The following is a 14,048-nucleotide window of genomic DNA, read 5'->3' on the forward strand; positions in this document are numbered from 1 at the left end:
GGGTGATCACGAGTGGTTTTCAAGCGCCGAGATCGCCGCTCGCCTGTCCAAGTCGCGTCAGAGTTCGTCTATCCGCGCGGCGGATGGACCCGTGCCTTTCACTATGTCAAACATCGGGTTCGGCGCCTGCCTGACAGCCCGGAACGCATCGCGCGTGGCATCGGGGCAGGGGTGTTTGCCTCATTCACGCCTTTCTATGGCTTGCATTTCCTGGTCGCCGCCGTGCTGGCGCGGCTGCTGAACGGCAACATTCTTGCCGCGCTCAGCGGCACGTTCTTTGGCAATCCCCTGACCTATGTGCCGATCGCGGTCATCAGCCTGCAAACCGGGCATTTCCTGCTGGGGACCAAGTTCCGCAAAGACGATACCGATGGGTTGATGGGGAAATTTGCGGATGCGATGGGCGATCTCAAGGACAATTGCATCGCCATGTTCACCCATCGCGAGGCGGACTGGCACGGGCTTAGCCGGTTCTATGACGATGTGTTCTTTCCTTATATGATCGGCGGGGTCATTCCAGGCATCGTGGCCGGAGTGATCTGCGCCTATCTTAGCCTGCCGCTTATCCGTACTTATCAGCAACGCCGCCGCGCCAGAATCAAAGCGAAGTTTGAACAAATCAAACGCCTTGCTCAGGCAGAGGCTGACGTTCCCCCGACAAAACCACTAGGCTCGACCTCAGGGACAATGAAGGATTCGAAAGATGTCTGACAACCGTTTGCGTCTGGGCGTGAATATCGACCACGTAGCCACCGTGCGGAATGCGCGCGGCGGGGCCTATCCCGACCCACTACGCGCCGCCCGGATCGCGGAAGAGGCCGGGGCCGACGGCATCACAGCACATCTGCGCGAAGATCGCCGCCACATCTCGGACGCCGATATCGACGGGTTGATGGAGATCCTGTCGGTGCCGCTGAACTTCGAGATGGCCGCAACGGACGAGATGCAGAAAATCGCCCTGCGCCACAAGCCACACGCCGTCTGCATCGTTCCCGAAAAGCGCGAGGAACGCACAACCGAAGGGGGGTTAGAAGTCGCGCGCGAGGAAAATAAGCTGGCCCATTTCATTGCGCCCTTGCGCGATGTGGGCTGCCGCGTGTCGATCTTCATCGCCGCCGACCAGCGCCAGATCGACGCCGCCCACCGCATCGGGGCCGAGGTGATCGAACTGCACACCGGTGCCTATTGCGATTTCCACGCCGAAGGCAAACTGGACGACGCCGCGCGCGAACTGGAAGCCCTGCGCGAGATGTCCGCCTATGCCCATTCGCTGGGTCTTGAAGTTCATGCGGGTCACGGGCTGACTTACGACACCGTACAACCGGTGGCAGCCTTCCCTGAAGTGCGTGAGCTGAACATCGGCCACTTCCTGATCGGCGAGGCCATCTTTCGCGGCCTCACCCCGGCGGTTCACGAAATGCGCCGCCTGATGGACGAGGCGCGGGCATGATCACACCCGGTTTTGTGGCGATCTGGTTTGCATGGCTCATGGCCGGGGGCTCTCCGGGCCCTGCCACCATGGGCATCGCCGGAACCGCCATGAACGAAGGCCGCACCGCCGGTCTGGCCTTTGCGCTGGGCATCTGCGCCGGGTCCGCCGCGTGGGGCATCGCCGCCGCACTGGGGCTGTCGGCGATCATGCTGGCCAATGTCTGGGTGTTCGAGGTGATCCGCTATATCGGCGTCGCTTATCTGGGCTGGCTGGCGCTCAAGGCGCTACGTCGCGCGCTGACTTCGGATGAAGTGGCGCTGGGCAATCCGGTCACCGGCTCATTGGGTACGATATTTGCCAAGGGTGCAGCGATCCACCTGACCAACCCCAAGGCGATCCTCAGCTGGGGCTCGATCTACGCCATCGTTGCGCCAAATGACGCCAGCCTTGCTATGCTGCTGGGTTATTTCGCCATGCTCTATGCGGGTTCACTGCTGATCTTCATCGGCTACGCCTTCCTGTTTTCGTCTGCGCGCATGGTCAACGCCTATCGCCGCGCCCGCCGATGGTTTGATTTTGCCTTCGCGGGTTTCTTTGGCGTGGCCAGCTACAAGATCCTCACGGTGCGCCTGTCATGACCTCTGAGGTGCAAGGATGATCCGACATTGCGTGATGCTGCGACTCAAGCCCGATCACGACACCGCAGAGCTTGCAGCTGTGATGGATGGGCTGGGCGCGGTCGCAGACCGTTTGTCTGGCTGCGGTGGCTTCACCCACGGCCCCAACCGCGATTTTGAGGCAAAATCCCCAAGCTATCCCTACGGCTTCACACTGGATTTCGCGGCTCAGGCCGACCTGCGGCGCTACGCCAGTGACGAAACCCACCAGCAGCTGGGCGCTCGGCTTGTCGCTTTGTGCGTGGACGGGGCCGAGGGCGTTTTGGTGTTCGATCTGGAAATGCCCGACGCGGTTGACCAATAGGAGACGAGGGACTTTCATGAAAGCAATTACTTATCGCGGATTCGGTGCGGCGTCGGACGTCCTAGAATTGGTCGACCTGCCCACGCCCAACCCCGGCCCAGGCGACGTTCTTGTCCGGGTCCACGCCAGCGGCATCAACCCCTCAGACGTCAAGCTGCGCGGCGGCGCGCGCCCTGGCGCTGTGATGCAATACTCTATGGTTGTTCCCCACTCGGACGGGGCCGGAGTGATTGAGGCCGTAGGCGAAGGGGTCGATCCCGCGCGCGTCGGCGAACGTGTCTGGATCTGGAACGGCCAATGGCAACGCGCTTTTGGCACTGGGGCCGAATACATTGCGCTACCCTCCGAACAGGCCGTATTCCTTCCAGATACGACCGGCTTCGCCGAGGGCGCGTGTTTTGGTATCCCAGCCTTGACTGCATGGTATGCGCTCTATTGTGACGGACCGATCAATGACCAGACTGTGCTTGTGACCGGTGGTGCAGGAACGGTTGGGCGCTACGCCTGCCAGATGGCCGCGTTGGGTGGCGCGCGCGTTATCACAACGGTCAGTTCAGATGAAAAAGCCGCCCATTCCGGCGCGTCCGAATGGATCAAGTACCGCACGCAAGACGTGGCCGAGGCGGCGATGGACATGACCAACGGCGCAGGCATAGACCGCATTGTCGAGGTTGATTTCGCCGCCAACCAACCCGCTTCCCTTTCTATGATCCGCCCCGGTGGCACCATCGCCAGCTATGCCTCGGCTTCGCAAATGAAGCCCGAACTGGATTTCTATGGCTTCATGTTCAAGAACATCCGCCTGCATATGCTGATCGTCTACCAACTCGACGCCGCGGCCCGCCGTCGTGGCGAGGCGCAGTTGGGCCAGTGGCTGGAACAAGGCGCACTGTCGCACGCCGTCGTCCCCGGCGGAGGGCTGATGGATGCGGCAAATGCACACGCAATGGTCGAAGCGGGGCAAAAGCTCGGGACCGTTGTGTTGGAGGTCTGACATGATCCTCGGCATCGGCACCGACCTCGCTAATATTGACCGCATTCAGGGCACGCTCGACCGGTTCGGCGACCGCTTCCGTAACCGTGTCTTCACTGAAACCGAACAACGCAAGGCTGAGCGTCGCGCCGATACTGCGGGCACCTACGCCAAACGCTGGGCCGCGAAAGAGGCGTGCTCGAAGGCGTTAGGCACCGGCCTGCGGATGGGGATCGCGTGGAAAGATATGGCGGTGACCAACCTGCGCACGGGTCAGCCCGTTATGCATGTCACCGGCTGGGCCGCCGAGCGTCTGAAAGAAATGACTCCCGAAGGCCACGAGGCGATCATCCACGTCACCCTGACCGATGATCATCCCTGGGCGCAGGCCTTTGTGGTGATCGAGGCCCGCCCGCTGCAAGAAGCACCCGCGCAGCCTTGACTTGCCTCCACCCGACACGCATGTAGCACCCCAACCACGCATAGACTGGAGAGAGCAGTATGGCCGAGGAAGCCAAATCCGGAAACGCCGTCTGGGAGACGATCAAAACTATCGTCTACGCCCTGCTGATCGCGGGCGTTTTCCGCACGCTTTTCTTTCAGCCGTTCTGGATTCCCTCAGGCTCCATGAAGCAGACGCTGCTGATCGGTGATTTCCTCTTCGTCAATAAGATGGCCTATGGCTATTCCTACGCGTCCTGCCCTAGCCTGATCATCCCCAGCGTCGGCCTGAACATCGATGCCGAGGATGTGTGCGGTTGGATGCAGGGTGATGACAACTCCCGTCTGCTGGGTGGCGATCCCGAGCGGGGCGATGTCATCGTCTTCCGCCATCCGGTAACAGGGCGCGACTATATCAAGCGACTGATCGGCCTGCCGGGTGATCGTATCCAGATTCGTGAAGGTCAAATCATCCTCAACGACACTCCTGTGCCGCAGCAACCCGATGGTGTGTTCACCGAAGTTGCTGAACCGCAGGGCCCACAAGGCCTGCGCCCGCGCTGTTCCAACGGTCCCGTCGGGATCGGCGGTGTTTGCGAAAAGAACCGCCTGATCGAGACCCTGCCAAATGGCGTGTCCTACGACGTGCTGAACATCGGCAATCAGGGATCGGACAATACCGGGGTCTATACTGTACCCGAGGGCCACTATTTCTTCATGGGCGACAACCGCGACAACTCGGCCGACAGCCGCTTGCCGCAATCCGCCGGTGGCGTGGGCTATGTTCCTTACGAAAACCTGATCGGTCGCGCCGACCGGATCATGTTCTCCTCCGCTGGCCGGTCCATGCTGTTCTTCTGGACATGGCGCGGTGACCGCTTCTTCAAGGCGGTCAATTGAAGCTATCGGCTGAGATAAAGGCGTTCCAGCAACGCTTGGGGTATGAGTTTTCCGACCCTGAACTGCTGGTGCGTGCGCTGACCCACGGCTCGGTGTCCTCTGCCACGCGCCCCGACAATCAGCGTCTTGAATTTTTGGGCGACCGCGTCCTGGGTCTCGTCATGGCCACTGCTTTGCTTGAGGCCGACAAGAAAGCTTCCGAAGGCCAACTGGCCCCCCGTTTCAACGCGCTGGTGCGCAAGGAAGCCTGCGCCGATGTGGCCCGCCAGATTGATTTGGGTGCGGTGCTGAAACTGGGCCGGTCCGAGATGCTGTCCGGAGGTCGTCGCAAGCAGGCCTTGCTGGGCGACGCGATGGAGGCGGTCATCGCGGCCATCTACCGCGACGCAGGATTCGAGGCTGCCCGAGACGTGATCCTCGCCCTCTGGGGCGATCGCATCCACAAGGTCGAGGCCGACGCCCGCGATGCAAAAACCGCCCTGCAGGAATGGGCACAGGCCCGCGGCCAGAAACCACCCAGCTATGTCGAGGTCAAACGCACCGGCCCTGACCATGCCCCGATCTTCACGATCGCCGCTCGTCTGCAAAATGGTACCGAAGCTCAGGCCACCGCAGGCTCCAAGCGACAGGCCGAACAGGCAGCGGCAAAGGCTCTGTTGGAACAGTTGTCTTGATCCGTTTTGCGGCCAGATCATGAAGATCAGACCCGCCCAAAAAACCGACGCCGCCAGCCTTGCGGCCCTGTCGATTGAGGTCTGGATCGGAACCTACCTAAAGCGTGGTGTGAATTCCTTCTTTGCCGAATTCGCACTGTCCGAATTCACAACCGCCCGGTTCGAAGCCATATTGGACGACGGCCAAGATCTCTTGATGGTTTCTGAAAACGAAGACGGGATCGACGGCTATATTCGGCTTGCGGAAAGTCGCGCCGCACCTGTGGACGGGCTTTCTGACCTAGAAATCGTGACGTTCTACGTCCAGCACCGCCATCAAGGTAAAGGCATCGGCTCAGCGCTGCTCGATATCGCGATTGACTACATGCGTGAAAAAGGGCGCCCGTCGATTTGGCTGACAACCAATTCCGAGAACACGCCCGCAATCGACTTCTATCTAGCCAAAGGGTTCCGGCAGGTCGGAGTCACAGATTTTCGGATCGGGGACCAAGCCTATCCGAACCAAGTTCTGGCGTTGAACACTACAACCTGATCGCGCGATCAAGCCCGGCCAATGCCGGCACCGGCCGACCGGGCAGCGTCGCCCTATGGGCCGCAGACTGGCCTTCGCTCACAGATATCCGCGATGCGACAAATCCCTCTGGCCCGTCCGCGCATTCTGCTATAGGGGTGCGCACTTGCAAACAGGATCGCAGGACACATGAGCACACGCGCCGGATTTATCGCCCTGATCGGAGAGCCCAACGCAGGCAAATCCACCCTTCTGAACCGCATGGTCGGAGCCAAGGTCTCGATCGTGACGCATAAGGTGCAAACCACCCGTGCTCGTATCCGTGGCGTGGCGATGGAGGGCGATGCGCAACTGGTCTTTGTGGACACGCCGGGCCTCTTCAAACCGCGCCGCCGTCTGGACCGTGCCATGGTAGCCGCCGCTTGGGGCGGGGCTGCAGATGCGGATGTGGTCGTGCTGATGATCGAGGCGCATCGCGGTATCACCGAAGGTGTCGAACGCATCCTCGAAGGCCTGGAAGAGATCGGACAGGGCCGCACCATCGCACTTGCGATCAACAAGATCGACAAGGTGCCCTCGGAAAAGCTGCTGGCGCTGACCAGTGACCTGAATGCGCGTTATCCCTTTGCCGAGACCTTCATGATCTCGGCCGAAAAAGGCCATGGTGTCGACGACCTGCGCAAATGGCTCGCCTCGGAACTGCCCGAAGGACCGTGGCTCTACCCCGAAGATCAGATCGCCGATCTGCCCCTGCGCATGATCGCCGCCGAGATGACCCGCGAGAAACTGACACTGCGCCTGCATCAGGAACTGCCCTATCAGCTGACCGTCGAGACCGAGAACTGGGAAGAGCGCAAAGACGGCTCCGCTAAGATCGATCAGGTCATCTATGTCATGCGCGATGGCCACAAAGGGATTGTGCTGGGCAAACGTGGTGAGACCATAAAGGCCGTCAGTCAGGCGGCGCGTGCCGAGCTGGAAGAGTTTTTGGACCGCAAGATTCACCTGTTCTTGCAGGTGAAAGTCCGGCCAAACTGGCTGGAGGAGTCCGAGCGCTACTCGGAAATGGGTCTGGATTTCAAAGACGGCAACGCATGACCCGGGCCAAGAATTTTCGTCGAAAATTCTCAACCCCTACGGAAAGGTCAGAACCATGACCCGGCTGACGGCTGAATTCTGGGTGCATGCCTATCTGGCGCGGCTGCGGTTTCAGGAAATACCGGCTTTTGTTGTGGCGCATGGGGATGACACCGCTGGGGCGGTGCTTATCAAACTCAACACACTCAACGGGCGGGCCGCAGCCTTTCAGCGCAGTTTTGATCTGATGAGCGGCGAGCGCAAATGGGTGGAGCTCTCATCCGGCGAAGAGGCAGACGTAGATGCCGCCATCACCCGCCAACGCAGTTTTGACCCCGACCTTTGGGTGATCGAGGTGGAAGACCGCCAAGGCAGGCACCTGCTGGGTGAAGAAGGTCTGGACTAACCCGCGCCAAATGATCTTGGACGTACGGCGCAAAGCGACTATTTTGCTTTGCAACCGGCTGAATGAAACGGCCCAATCTTCCGGGGGCCGCAGGAACAGGAGGGGGTTGAGTGGCTGAAACGCTTGCCCAGAAACTGGAAAACTCAAATCTCGGTCACTGGATGCAGCGGTTCGAGGGGTTCATGGTCTTCATCGGCGTCGTTGGCCCCTTCGCCACGCTTCCACAACTGATCAAGCTTTATTTCACCCACTCCGAACACGCGACCGGACAGTCGCTGCTGTCCTGGTCTCTGTATGCTGGGCTGTCGTTTTTGTGGTTCGCCTATGGGCTGGTGGTGGGCAAGTTGCCCATCTATGTGGGCAACGGAATCTCAATGGTGCTGAACCTGCTGATGGTTATCGGCATTCTGATTCACGCAGGTATGACGTTCTAGGGCGCGCGATCAGCCTGCATCGCTAAAATAGACAAAGCTCATCTTGTTGCCATCAGGATCGCGCGCATAAGCGCCATAGAAGTTCGGGCCATATTGAGGTCGATCTCCGGGATCACCTTCATTTGTTCCGCCATTGGCAAGAGCCTCCGCATGCACCTCGCGAACTTCCGCTTCACTTTCGCAAAGCAAGCCAACCATGTTGCCGTTTCCAACCGTCGCGGCCTCTTTGTCAAAGGGCGTCGCGACCCACATGGACCCACCGCCCCGCAGCTCGTAACAAACAGCGTGGGGCATATATTCAGCAATAACCTTGCCGCCGATTTTGGGCACAACCGCATCGTAAAAGCTTCGCGCTTTGACGACATCATTTGAACCGATCATGACATAGTTAAGTGACATTTCTTAAATTCCTCCGTGTAGAACATAAAGTGAACACTATTGCGTGAACAGATGTCACGCAACGTGTTTTTGGTGTTCCACAGGGTCAACCTAACGCGTTTCCATCTTGAACCTGCAACGGCCATAAGATTTCCTGCGTATATATCTGGTGACCTGACGAGGCCAAACTTGGACTGGCGTGATCACGGCATTCTTCTGACTTCTCGCCGTCATGGTGAGACAGCGGCGATCATCGAGGTCTTTACCGAAGCCCATGGTCGTCACGCCGGAATTGTGCGCGGTGGCACCAGCCGCAAGATCGCCCCGATCCTGCAACCCGGCGCGCAACTGGACGTGCTTTGGCGCGCGCGGCTCGAAGAACATCTTGGCACCTTTCAGGTCGAACCCCTGCGTTCGCGCGCTGCAGCGGCGTTTTCAGGGCGGCTGGCGCTGGCCGGATTAAATGCGGTGGTGGCGCTGCTGTCCTTTTGCCTGCCCGAACGCGAGCCTCATCCGGCGACCTATCAGCAAACAGAACAGTTGATGGACCTGCTGGGTCAGGATGACATCTGGCCACTGGCCTATCTGCGCTGGGAACTGGCGCTGCTGGAAGAGCTGGGCTTTGGCTTGGATCTTTCGGCCTGCGCAGTGACAGGGGCGACCGAGGGGTTGGTCCATGTCTCTCCGAAAACCGGCCGCGCGGTCAGTGCGGCGGGGGCAGGGGACTGGGCCGATAAGCTGCTGCCTTTGCCCCCCTGCCTGCGCGGCGAAGGCGCGGCTCCGGATACCGAGATTGCTGAAGCCTTGCGCACGACCGGGTATTTTCTGGAAAACCATCTGGCTCCGTCGCTGGGTCATACGCCTTTGCCGGACGCACGCGCGCGATTTGTGGCGCAGTTTACTCGGCGGCTTTGAACACCATCTCGTGCCCGTCCTCATTGCGCAGGATCAGCACATCGCCGGACACCTCGGACTGGGTCATCGCCATCAGTGCGGCGAAATAAAACCCCTCGGCTTCAAGCCCGGCGCAAGCCGCGCGGGTGGCGACAAGATCGGTGATCTCAAACCACGGGTAGGGTGCATTCAGTGTACCTGAATAAGTGTTGCACGGGGCATTGCCCTCAATCCGACCCTCTTCGGGGAATCGCAAAAGGGCGCTGGCCTCAAAAGGCTGCCCGTCGATCTCTTGCAAAGCCCATGTCTGATCCGCTGCGCCATAGGCGGCGACAGTCTCATCCTTGTCGCATTGGAACAGGGTTAAAAGGGGCAGGAACAAGGCCATACGTAACATCGCAATATCCTGTCAGTAGGGGTTCACACCGCTGATTAACTCTTCGCGCACTTCAAGGCGGGGGCGCCAGTTGTATTTGGTGTCCTCGCGCACCTGATCCCAATAAAGCACCCCGCTGTTGCGCCACGGGTCAAGGATGATGCCTTCATACATTGAATCTCCCTTAGCGCTGATCAGAGCCGAATGGTGGATGATCCGGAACGCAGTTGGAGGCGACGTGGCCCAGTGCAAATCCAGAGTGCGAAAGTTCTCTTGCTTCAAACGCGTGGTCATGGCCTGCGCCCAATCATTGCACAGACCTTTTTCGCGAAATCCGTTGATGACCTTTGCGTTGTGGATGATGGCTGGATCGGTGACGTTCCAGTCCTGTTTCAGTTGATTGGAATAGGCATAAGATATCTCGGCTGCACGCCGCGCCTCGGCAGGGTCAACCTTGGGGTCAAGCTGCTGGATCGCTTGTGCCAACTGGTCCACATCATCGGGCCCGGTGTTTGGTGCCATGGCGCATCCGGCAAGGGCCATGCAGGTGGCCAAAACTGCGATGATGATCTTCACGCTCGATTCTCCTCTGGCCAGCTTGAGCGCTGGGTTTGGTTGACGCCCTTTACCCGATTTCTGCGCTCGATCCGAGGGGGAAGTTTCGCCCATTAAGCCCTGAAACCGAGTTGTACAACTCGGAAGAAATAGGCCTGAAGATCCGTACAACACGGAAGAAAAAAGAAAACCCGGCGCAAGGCCGGGTTCAGTTGGGGAAACCGCGTCGCTTCGGGCGTCAGCCCAGCAATCGACGCGCGATGACTTGCGCCTGTATTTCTGCGGCGCCTTCAAAGATATTTAGGATGCGCGCGTCACAAAGCACGCGGCTAATTTTGTATTCCAGAGCGAAACCGTTGCCGCCATGAATCTGCAGCCCGTTATCCGCCGCAGCCCAAGCAACTCGAGCGCCCAGCAGCTTGGCCATCCCGGCCTCAAGGTCGCAACGTTGACCGTGATCTTTTTCCCAAGCAGAATAATAAGTTAGCTGTCGCGCGATCATGATCTCGACCGCCATCATCGCCAGCTTGCCCGAGACGCGAGGGAAATTGATCAGAGATTTGCCGAACTGCTTGCGGTCCTGTGCATATTGCATGGCAATGTCCAATGCACTCTGCGCTACGCCGATGGCGCGGGCAGCCGTTTGGATGCGGGCAGACTCGAAGGTTTCCATTAACTGCTTGAAACCTTTGCCTTCTTCGCCGCCCAGCAGGTTTTCACCCTTCACTTCGAAGCCGTCAAATCCCAGCTCGTATTCCTTCATGCCACGATAACCCAACACCTCAATCTCACCACCAGTCATGCCGGGCGTGGGGAAGGGGTTCTCGTCGGTTCCAGGTGTCTTTTCGGCCAGGAACATGGACAGCCCACGATGATCGGTACTGTCGGGATTAGTCCGCGCCAACAAGGTCATCACATGGGTGCGCGCCGCGTGTGTGATCCATGTTTTATTTCCTGTTATCTTATAGTTACCATCTTCACCCTTGACGGCCCGCGTGCGCAGGCTGCCCAAATCCGATCCGGTATTGGGTTCAGTGAAAACAGCGGTTGGCAGGATCTCGGCGCTGGCCAGTTTTGGCAGCCAGTTGGCCTTTTGTTCATCCGTACCGCCCGCGATGATCAGTTCTGCGGCGATTTCGGACCGTGTGCCCAGAGAACCCACACCGATGTACCCGCGCGAAAGCTCTTCCGAGACCACACACATTGAGGCTTTGGATAGGCCGAACCCGCCGAATTCTTCGGGGATGGTCAGACCGAACACGCCCATCTCGGCCAGTTCCGCGATAATCTCGATTGGGATCAGTTCGTCCTTCAGGTGCCATTCATGGGCATTAGGCTCAACCTTTTCAACGGCATAGCGGCGAAACTGGTCTCGGATCATCTCCAGTTCTTCGTCCAGACCAGACGCACCAAACATAGTGGCACCGGACTGGTCCTGCATCAACTCAACCAGACGCGTGCGCGCGGCCTGAAAGTTGGCTTGCGCCATCAGTGTCTGCACTTCGCTGCATTGGAATCCCGACAGAGCATCCCAGCCAAGGCCAAGATCCTGCAAACGTACAACCTCGCCCTGGTTCATCGGAATACCACCGGCGATCTGATGCAAGTATTCCCCAAAGGCGATCTGATGCAACAGCTGCTCCATCTCGCCGAATTTACCCTCGGCCTGAAGCGCCTCGGCCCAGCGCTGCATCTGCTGCAGCGACTGGTGGTATGTGGCCAGCCAAGCCAGCCCATGGGCGGCTGTCTGATTGGCCTCGATCAGTGCGCCCGATATGCGACCTTCGCTTGTCACCTGCGCGCGAACCGATTCGACCGCCTTATCGAACACCGCTTGAACGCCGGGCAGGGCTGCTGCGCTGAGTGTTAGAAGATCGGGCAAAACCGCTGGCTGCGTCATGTTCGTCACATCCTGTCCGTCATGGGCCATGAATCACGTCCTCTGCTGGGTTGTCTGGTCATATCATGCTGCACGTGCAGCGCAACAAAAATACGCAAATCATCCATAAAAAGTTCAAAAATTGCTTAGTGACTTTTGCAGTGCAGAAATTTTTTGGACTGGTATGAAGGGTCGATGGGACTGTTTTCACTTATGTCGCCGCAGGATTTCTGTCTGGCTTTGGTCGTTGCCTTCGTCGCGGGCTGGGTCAAAGGCATGGTCGGTTTTGCCATGCCAATGGTGCTTGTTTCTGGTCTTAGCATGATGCTGCCGCCTGAGCTGGCGCTGGCAGGTCTAATCTTGCCCACGCTGGTGACCAATGGGGTGCAGGCCTTGCGGGAAGGTTTACCTGCGGCGGCGGCGTCAGTTCGAAAGTTCAAGGTATTTCTGAGCGTTGGACTGGTCTGTCTATTGGCCAGCGCGCAGCTGATCAACATCTTGTCGCCCAAGGCATTTCTGCTGATCTTAGGCGCACCAGTTTCGTTCTTCGCTCTGATGCAACTACTGGGGCTGAAACTGACGCTGCAAGCGCCCTCAATGCGGGTTGAGGCTATGGTGGGTGCGGTGGCCGGTGCTGTCGGCGGCATCTCGGGCGTGTGGGGACCACCAACCGTGGCCTATCTGACAGCCTTGAATACACCGAAGAAGGATCAGATGCGGGTACAGGGCGTGATATACGGTCTGGGCGCCGTGGCGCTTATTGTGGCGCATCTGGGTTCGGGTATTCTAAGGACTGACACAGCGGTGTTCTCAGCGCTGCTGATTATCCCTGCCTTGGTGGGAATGCGCGGCGGTCAGTTTCTGCAGGATCGTATCGATCAGGCACAGTTCCGCAAACTCACTCTGCTTGTACTGCTGATTGCAGGGCTGAACCTGCTGCGCAGGGGTCTTTTGGGTTAATTGCGTCTTTCAGCAAACCGAAAGGCGAAATAGAGGCCCAACATTAGGAAAAAAAGACCTGAGATATCACCGATCAGATAGGCGATATACTCGGCCGTTGCGCTGCCGAAGGCCATGTTGGTGAGAACGGACACCAATACCGATGTGATGATTCCAACGCCCATCACGCACAGCCAGCATGGCTTCCGATCGACGCGCGGAAACAAATCCCAGCCCAACGCCTTGCAGACATAAAAAACCGCTGGAACTGTGGTGACCGCGATAGTGATCGCCAGCAATCTGCTGGGCAGAAGAACATCCCAACCGCCCACAAGGGCAAAGACTATGGCAACGCCGGGCAACAGTGCGAATATCGCCCTCCATCCCAATAACCAGGCCGACAGAACCCGCACGCCGTGCGGCAGGAACAATAAGCTGGCATAGCTGGGGTATGCGGGAAAAAACACGTTCTGAAGCGGCATCAGCACCTGGAATGTTAGGAACGATGCAGCGACATAGGCCAAAGAGGCATAGAATGTTTCAGAGGCCCATCTGCGCACGGGGTCAGCCGATTACAGATCTGGGGTGGCGATCACCTGGGCGCATGAACCAGATACCGTCCGCGATTGGCGCTACCGCTTTGCGACAGATAACCCTTTTGAACCAGAGACTTCAGCGCGCGGAAAAATGTCGGGCGAGATACGCTTTTGACCAGCGTGTGTTCGATCAGACCAAAGGTGCGTACTTCGCGATCATCTTTCGACAGTTCTTCGGCGGCATAGTAGATGTCGCGCTCGACCGGTGAGAGTTCTTCCAGCCCAAGAGTGCGCTCCATGCTTTGCATCAATTTGCGCAGTTCGGTGAGTTTTGAGATTTCAGTCATTACTTGCCTATAGTTTCCGTGACGGACCGAGGCAGTTCGAAAGGCTGACCTTTTGAACACATCACGCCGACACCCATCCCCGTGTAGAAATAATCATTACCTTGTTGAACGGCCCGAGACATGATGTGAGTAAGATAGCCCGGATCGCCCGATGTTCAAATTTAACAGAAGCCGCTGCCAAAGGACGCCGGGCTTCGAAGCGTCTTGGGTAAATTGCGATAGCGCATGTTGCACGTTATCGCAATGAACTTGTCTGTGTGCAAACAAGGTGCCGAAGCGTAAGCTTTGGTGGGTCAGGGGCCATGATGGCCCCTA

General features: G+C 58.5%; 20 protein-coding genes. 14 read left to right on the forward strand and 6 right to left on the reverse strand.

Annotated elements, in window-relative coordinates; translation table 11 throughout:
* The first annotated feature begins 12 nt into the window (after positions 1-12).
* The 12 genes from ACRZ96_RS14110 to ACRZ96_RS14165 all read left to right on the forward strand — a co-directional run bounded on the left by ACRZ96_RS14110 (position 13) and on the right by ACRZ96_RS14165 (position 7,829).
* Entirely contained in the window at positions 13-711 is a 699-nt protein-coding gene (locus tag ACRZ96_RS14110) for a DUF2062 domain-containing protein (RefSeq protein WP_170392618.1), read from the forward strand.
* Complete coding sequence (locus ACRZ96_RS14115; protein ID WP_170392617.1) at positions 704-1,450, forward strand: pyridoxine 5'-phosphate synthase; 747 nt, start codon at positions 704-706, stop codon at positions 1,448-1,450. The genes ACRZ96_RS14110 and ACRZ96_RS14115 overlap by 8 nt, the downstream gene beginning before the upstream one ends.
* The gene (locus ACRZ96_RS14120) at positions 1,447-2,070 is read left to right on the forward strand and encodes a LysE family translocator (RefSeq protein WP_170425202.1); all 624 of its coding nucleotides are present in this window, start codon (positions 1,447-1,449) and stop codon (positions 2,068-2,070) included. The genes ACRZ96_RS14115 and ACRZ96_RS14120 overlap by 4 nt, the downstream gene beginning before the upstream one ends.
* Positions 2,071-2,086: 16 nt before the next feature.
* Entirely contained in the window at positions 2,087-2,413 is a 327-nt protein-coding gene (locus tag ACRZ96_RS14125; RefSeq protein WP_170565060.1) for a Dabb family protein, read from the forward strand.
* 16 nt (positions 2,414-2,429) lie between these two features.
* Positions 2,430-3,407 carry an NADPH:quinone reductase gene (locus ACRZ96_RS14130; RefSeq protein WP_480814764.1) on the forward strand — a complete coding sequence of 326 codons (978 nt, stop codon included), beginning with the start codon at positions 2,430-2,432 and terminating at the stop codon, positions 3,405-3,407.
* Position 3,408: 1 nt separating this feature from the next.
* Positions 3,409-3,828, forward strand: coding sequence for a holo-ACP synthase (gene acpS / locus ACRZ96_RS14135; RefSeq protein ID WP_170392613.1), 420 nt, complete (start codon positions 3,409-3,411; stop codon positions 3,826-3,828).
* 59 nt (positions 3,829-3,887) lie between these two features.
* Positions 3,888-4,727, forward strand: coding sequence for a signal peptidase I (lepB, locus tag ACRZ96_RS14140; protein WP_170392612.1), 840 nt, complete (start codon positions 3,888-3,890; stop codon positions 4,725-4,727).
* Positions 4,724-5,401 carry a ribonuclease III gene (gene rnc, locus ACRZ96_RS14145; RefSeq protein ID WP_170392611.1) on the forward strand — a complete coding sequence of 226 codons (678 nt, stop codon included), beginning with the start codon at positions 4,724-4,726 and terminating at the stop codon, positions 5,399-5,401. The genes lepB and rnc overlap by 4 nt, the downstream gene beginning before the upstream one ends.
* A 19-nt stretch (positions 5,402-5,420) precedes the next feature.
* Positions 5,421-5,933: a GNAT family N-acetyltransferase gene (locus ACRZ96_RS14150; protein ID WP_170392610.1), complete on the forward strand. Its 513-nt coding sequence runs from the start codon at positions 5,421-5,423 to the stop codon at positions 5,931-5,933.
* A gap of 168 nt (positions 5,934-6,101) precedes the next feature.
* Entirely contained in the window at positions 6,102-7,010 is a 909-nt protein-coding gene (gene era, locus ACRZ96_RS14155; RefSeq protein ID WP_170392609.1) for a GTPase Era, read from the forward strand.
* A gap of 55 nt (positions 7,011-7,065) precedes the next feature.
* Positions 7,066-7,395 carry a DUF1491 family protein gene (locus ACRZ96_RS14160; protein ID WP_170402292.1) on the forward strand — a complete coding sequence of 110 codons (330 nt, stop codon included), beginning with the start codon at positions 7,066-7,068 and terminating at the stop codon, positions 7,393-7,395.
* A 110-nt stretch (positions 7,396-7,505) separates the two neighbouring features.
* Positions 7,506-7,829, forward strand: coding sequence for a SemiSWEET transporter (locus tag ACRZ96_RS14165; protein WP_170392607.1), 324 nt, complete (start codon positions 7,506-7,508; stop codon positions 7,827-7,829).
* Between the two features lie 9 nt (positions 7,830-7,838).
* On the opposite strand, the gene ACRZ96_RS14170 is transcribed toward ACRZ96_RS14165, so the two are convergent.
* Positions 7,839-8,228 carry a VOC family protein gene (locus tag ACRZ96_RS14170; RefSeq protein ID WP_170402289.1) on the reverse strand — a complete coding sequence of 130 codons (390 nt, stop codon included), beginning with the start codon at positions 8,226-8,228 and terminating at the stop codon, positions 7,839-7,841.
* Positions 8,229-8,396: 168 nt separating this feature from the next.
* Between ACRZ96_RS14170 and recO the strand changes: the two genes are divergently transcribed.
* On the forward strand, positions 8,397-9,122 hold the full coding sequence (gene recO / locus ACRZ96_RS14175; protein WP_480814765.1) for a DNA repair protein RecO: 726 nt from the start codon (positions 8,397-8,399) through the stop codon (positions 9,120-9,122).
* On the opposite strand, the gene ACRZ96_RS14180 is transcribed toward recO, so the two are convergent.
* The 3 genes from ACRZ96_RS14180 to ACRZ96_RS14190 all read right to left on the reverse strand — a co-directional run bounded on the left by ACRZ96_RS14180 (position 9,106) and on the right by ACRZ96_RS14190 (position 11,962).
* Complete coding sequence (locus ACRZ96_RS14180) at positions 9,106-9,498, reverse strand: META domain-containing protein (protein ID WP_480814766.1); 393 nt, start codon at positions 9,496-9,498, stop codon at positions 9,106-9,108. The two genes, recO and ACRZ96_RS14180, sit on opposite strands and share 17 nt — an antisense overlap.
* Positions 9,499-9,510: 12 nt before the next feature.
* Positions 9,511-10,053 carry a hypothetical protein gene (locus ACRZ96_RS14185; RefSeq protein ID WP_170402284.1) on the reverse strand — a complete coding sequence of 181 codons (543 nt, stop codon included), beginning with the start codon at positions 10,051-10,053 and terminating at the stop codon, positions 9,511-9,513.
* A 217-nt stretch (positions 10,054-10,270) separates the two neighbouring features.
* Positions 10,271-11,962, reverse strand: a complete 1,692-nt coding sequence (locus ACRZ96_RS14190) for an acyl-CoA dehydrogenase family protein (RefSeq protein WP_480772130.1) — start codon at positions 11,960-11,962, stop codon at positions 10,271-10,273.
* Between the two features lie 144 nt (positions 11,963-12,106).
* On the opposite strand from ACRZ96_RS14190, the gene ACRZ96_RS14195 reads away from it, so the two are divergent.
* A complete protein-coding gene (locus ACRZ96_RS14195; protein WP_170392601.1) occupies positions 12,107-12,871 on the forward strand; it encodes a sulfite exporter TauE/SafE family protein in 765 nt (254 codons plus the stop codon).
* Here ACRZ96_RS14195 and ACRZ96_RS14200 read toward each other — a convergent pair.
* On the reverse strand, positions 12,868-13,410 hold the full coding sequence (locus ACRZ96_RS14200) for a hypothetical protein (RefSeq protein WP_255611805.1): 543 nt from the start codon (positions 13,408-13,410) through the stop codon (positions 12,868-12,870). The genes ACRZ96_RS14195 and ACRZ96_RS14200 overlap by 4 nt on opposite strands.
* Before the next feature lie 32 nt (positions 13,411-13,442).
* Positions 13,443-13,733, reverse strand: coding sequence for a hypothetical protein (locus ACRZ96_RS14205; protein ID WP_170392600.1), 291 nt, complete (start codon positions 13,731-13,733; stop codon positions 13,443-13,445).
* Positions 13,734-14,048 lie beyond the last annotated feature (315 nt).

It is taken from the genome of Ruegeria sp. CF1 (assembly GCF_056537445.1).

Excerpts from the sequence above, each read along its gene's own strand:
- ACRZ96_RS14115 (WP_170392617.1), top strand. The coding sequence starts at position 704 with ATGTCTGACAACCGTTTGCGTCTGGGCGTGAATATCGACCACGTAGCC.
- ACRZ96_RS14120 (WP_170425202.1), top strand. The coding sequence starts at position 1,447 with ATGATCACACCCGGTTTTGTGGCGATCTGGTTTGCATGGCTCATGGCC.
- ACRZ96_RS14125 (WP_170565060.1), top strand. The coding sequence starts at position 2,087 with ATGATCCGACATTGCGTGATGCTGCGACTCAAGCCCGATCACGACACC.
- ACRZ96_RS14130 (WP_480814764.1), top strand. The coding sequence starts at position 2,430 with ATGAAAGCAATTACTTATCGCGGATTCGGTGCGGCGTCGGACGTCCTA.
- acpS (WP_170392613.1), top strand. The coding sequence starts at position 3,409 with ATGATCCTCGGCATCGGCACCGACCTCGCTAATATTGACCGCATTCAG.
- lepB (WP_170392612.1), top strand. The coding sequence starts at position 3,888 with ATGGCCGAGGAAGCCAAATCCGGAAACGCCGTCTGGGAGACGATCAAA.
- ACRZ96_RS14150 (WP_170392610.1), top strand. The coding sequence starts at position 5,421 with ATGAAGATCAGACCCGCCCAAAAAACCGACGCCGCCAGCCTTGCGGCC.
- era (WP_170392609.1), top strand. The coding sequence starts at position 6,102 with ATGAGCACACGCGCCGGATTTATCGCCCTGATCGGAGAGCCCAACGCA.
- ACRZ96_RS14160 (WP_170402292.1), top strand. The coding sequence starts at position 7,066 with ATGACCCGGCTGACGGCTGAATTCTGGGTGCATGCCTATCTGGCGCGG.
- ACRZ96_RS14170 (WP_170402289.1), bottom strand. The coding sequence starts at position 8,228 with ATGTCACTTAACTATGTCATGATCGGTTCAAATGATGTCGTCAAAGCG.
- ACRZ96_RS14180 (WP_480814766.1), bottom strand. The coding sequence starts at position 9,498 with ATGTTACGTATGGCCTTGTTCCTGCCCCTTTTAACCCTGTTCCAATGC.
- ACRZ96_RS14190 (WP_480772130.1), bottom strand. The coding sequence starts at position 11,962 with ATGGCCCATGACGGACAGGATGTGACGAACATGACGCAGCCAGCGGTT.
- ACRZ96_RS14195 (WP_170392601.1), top strand. The coding sequence starts at position 12,107 with ATGGGACTGTTTTCACTTATGTCGCCGCAGGATTTCTGTCTGGCTTTG.
- ACRZ96_RS14205 (WP_170392600.1), bottom strand. The coding sequence starts at position 13,733 with ATGACTGAAATCTCAAAACTCACCGAACTGCGCAAATTGATGCAAAGC.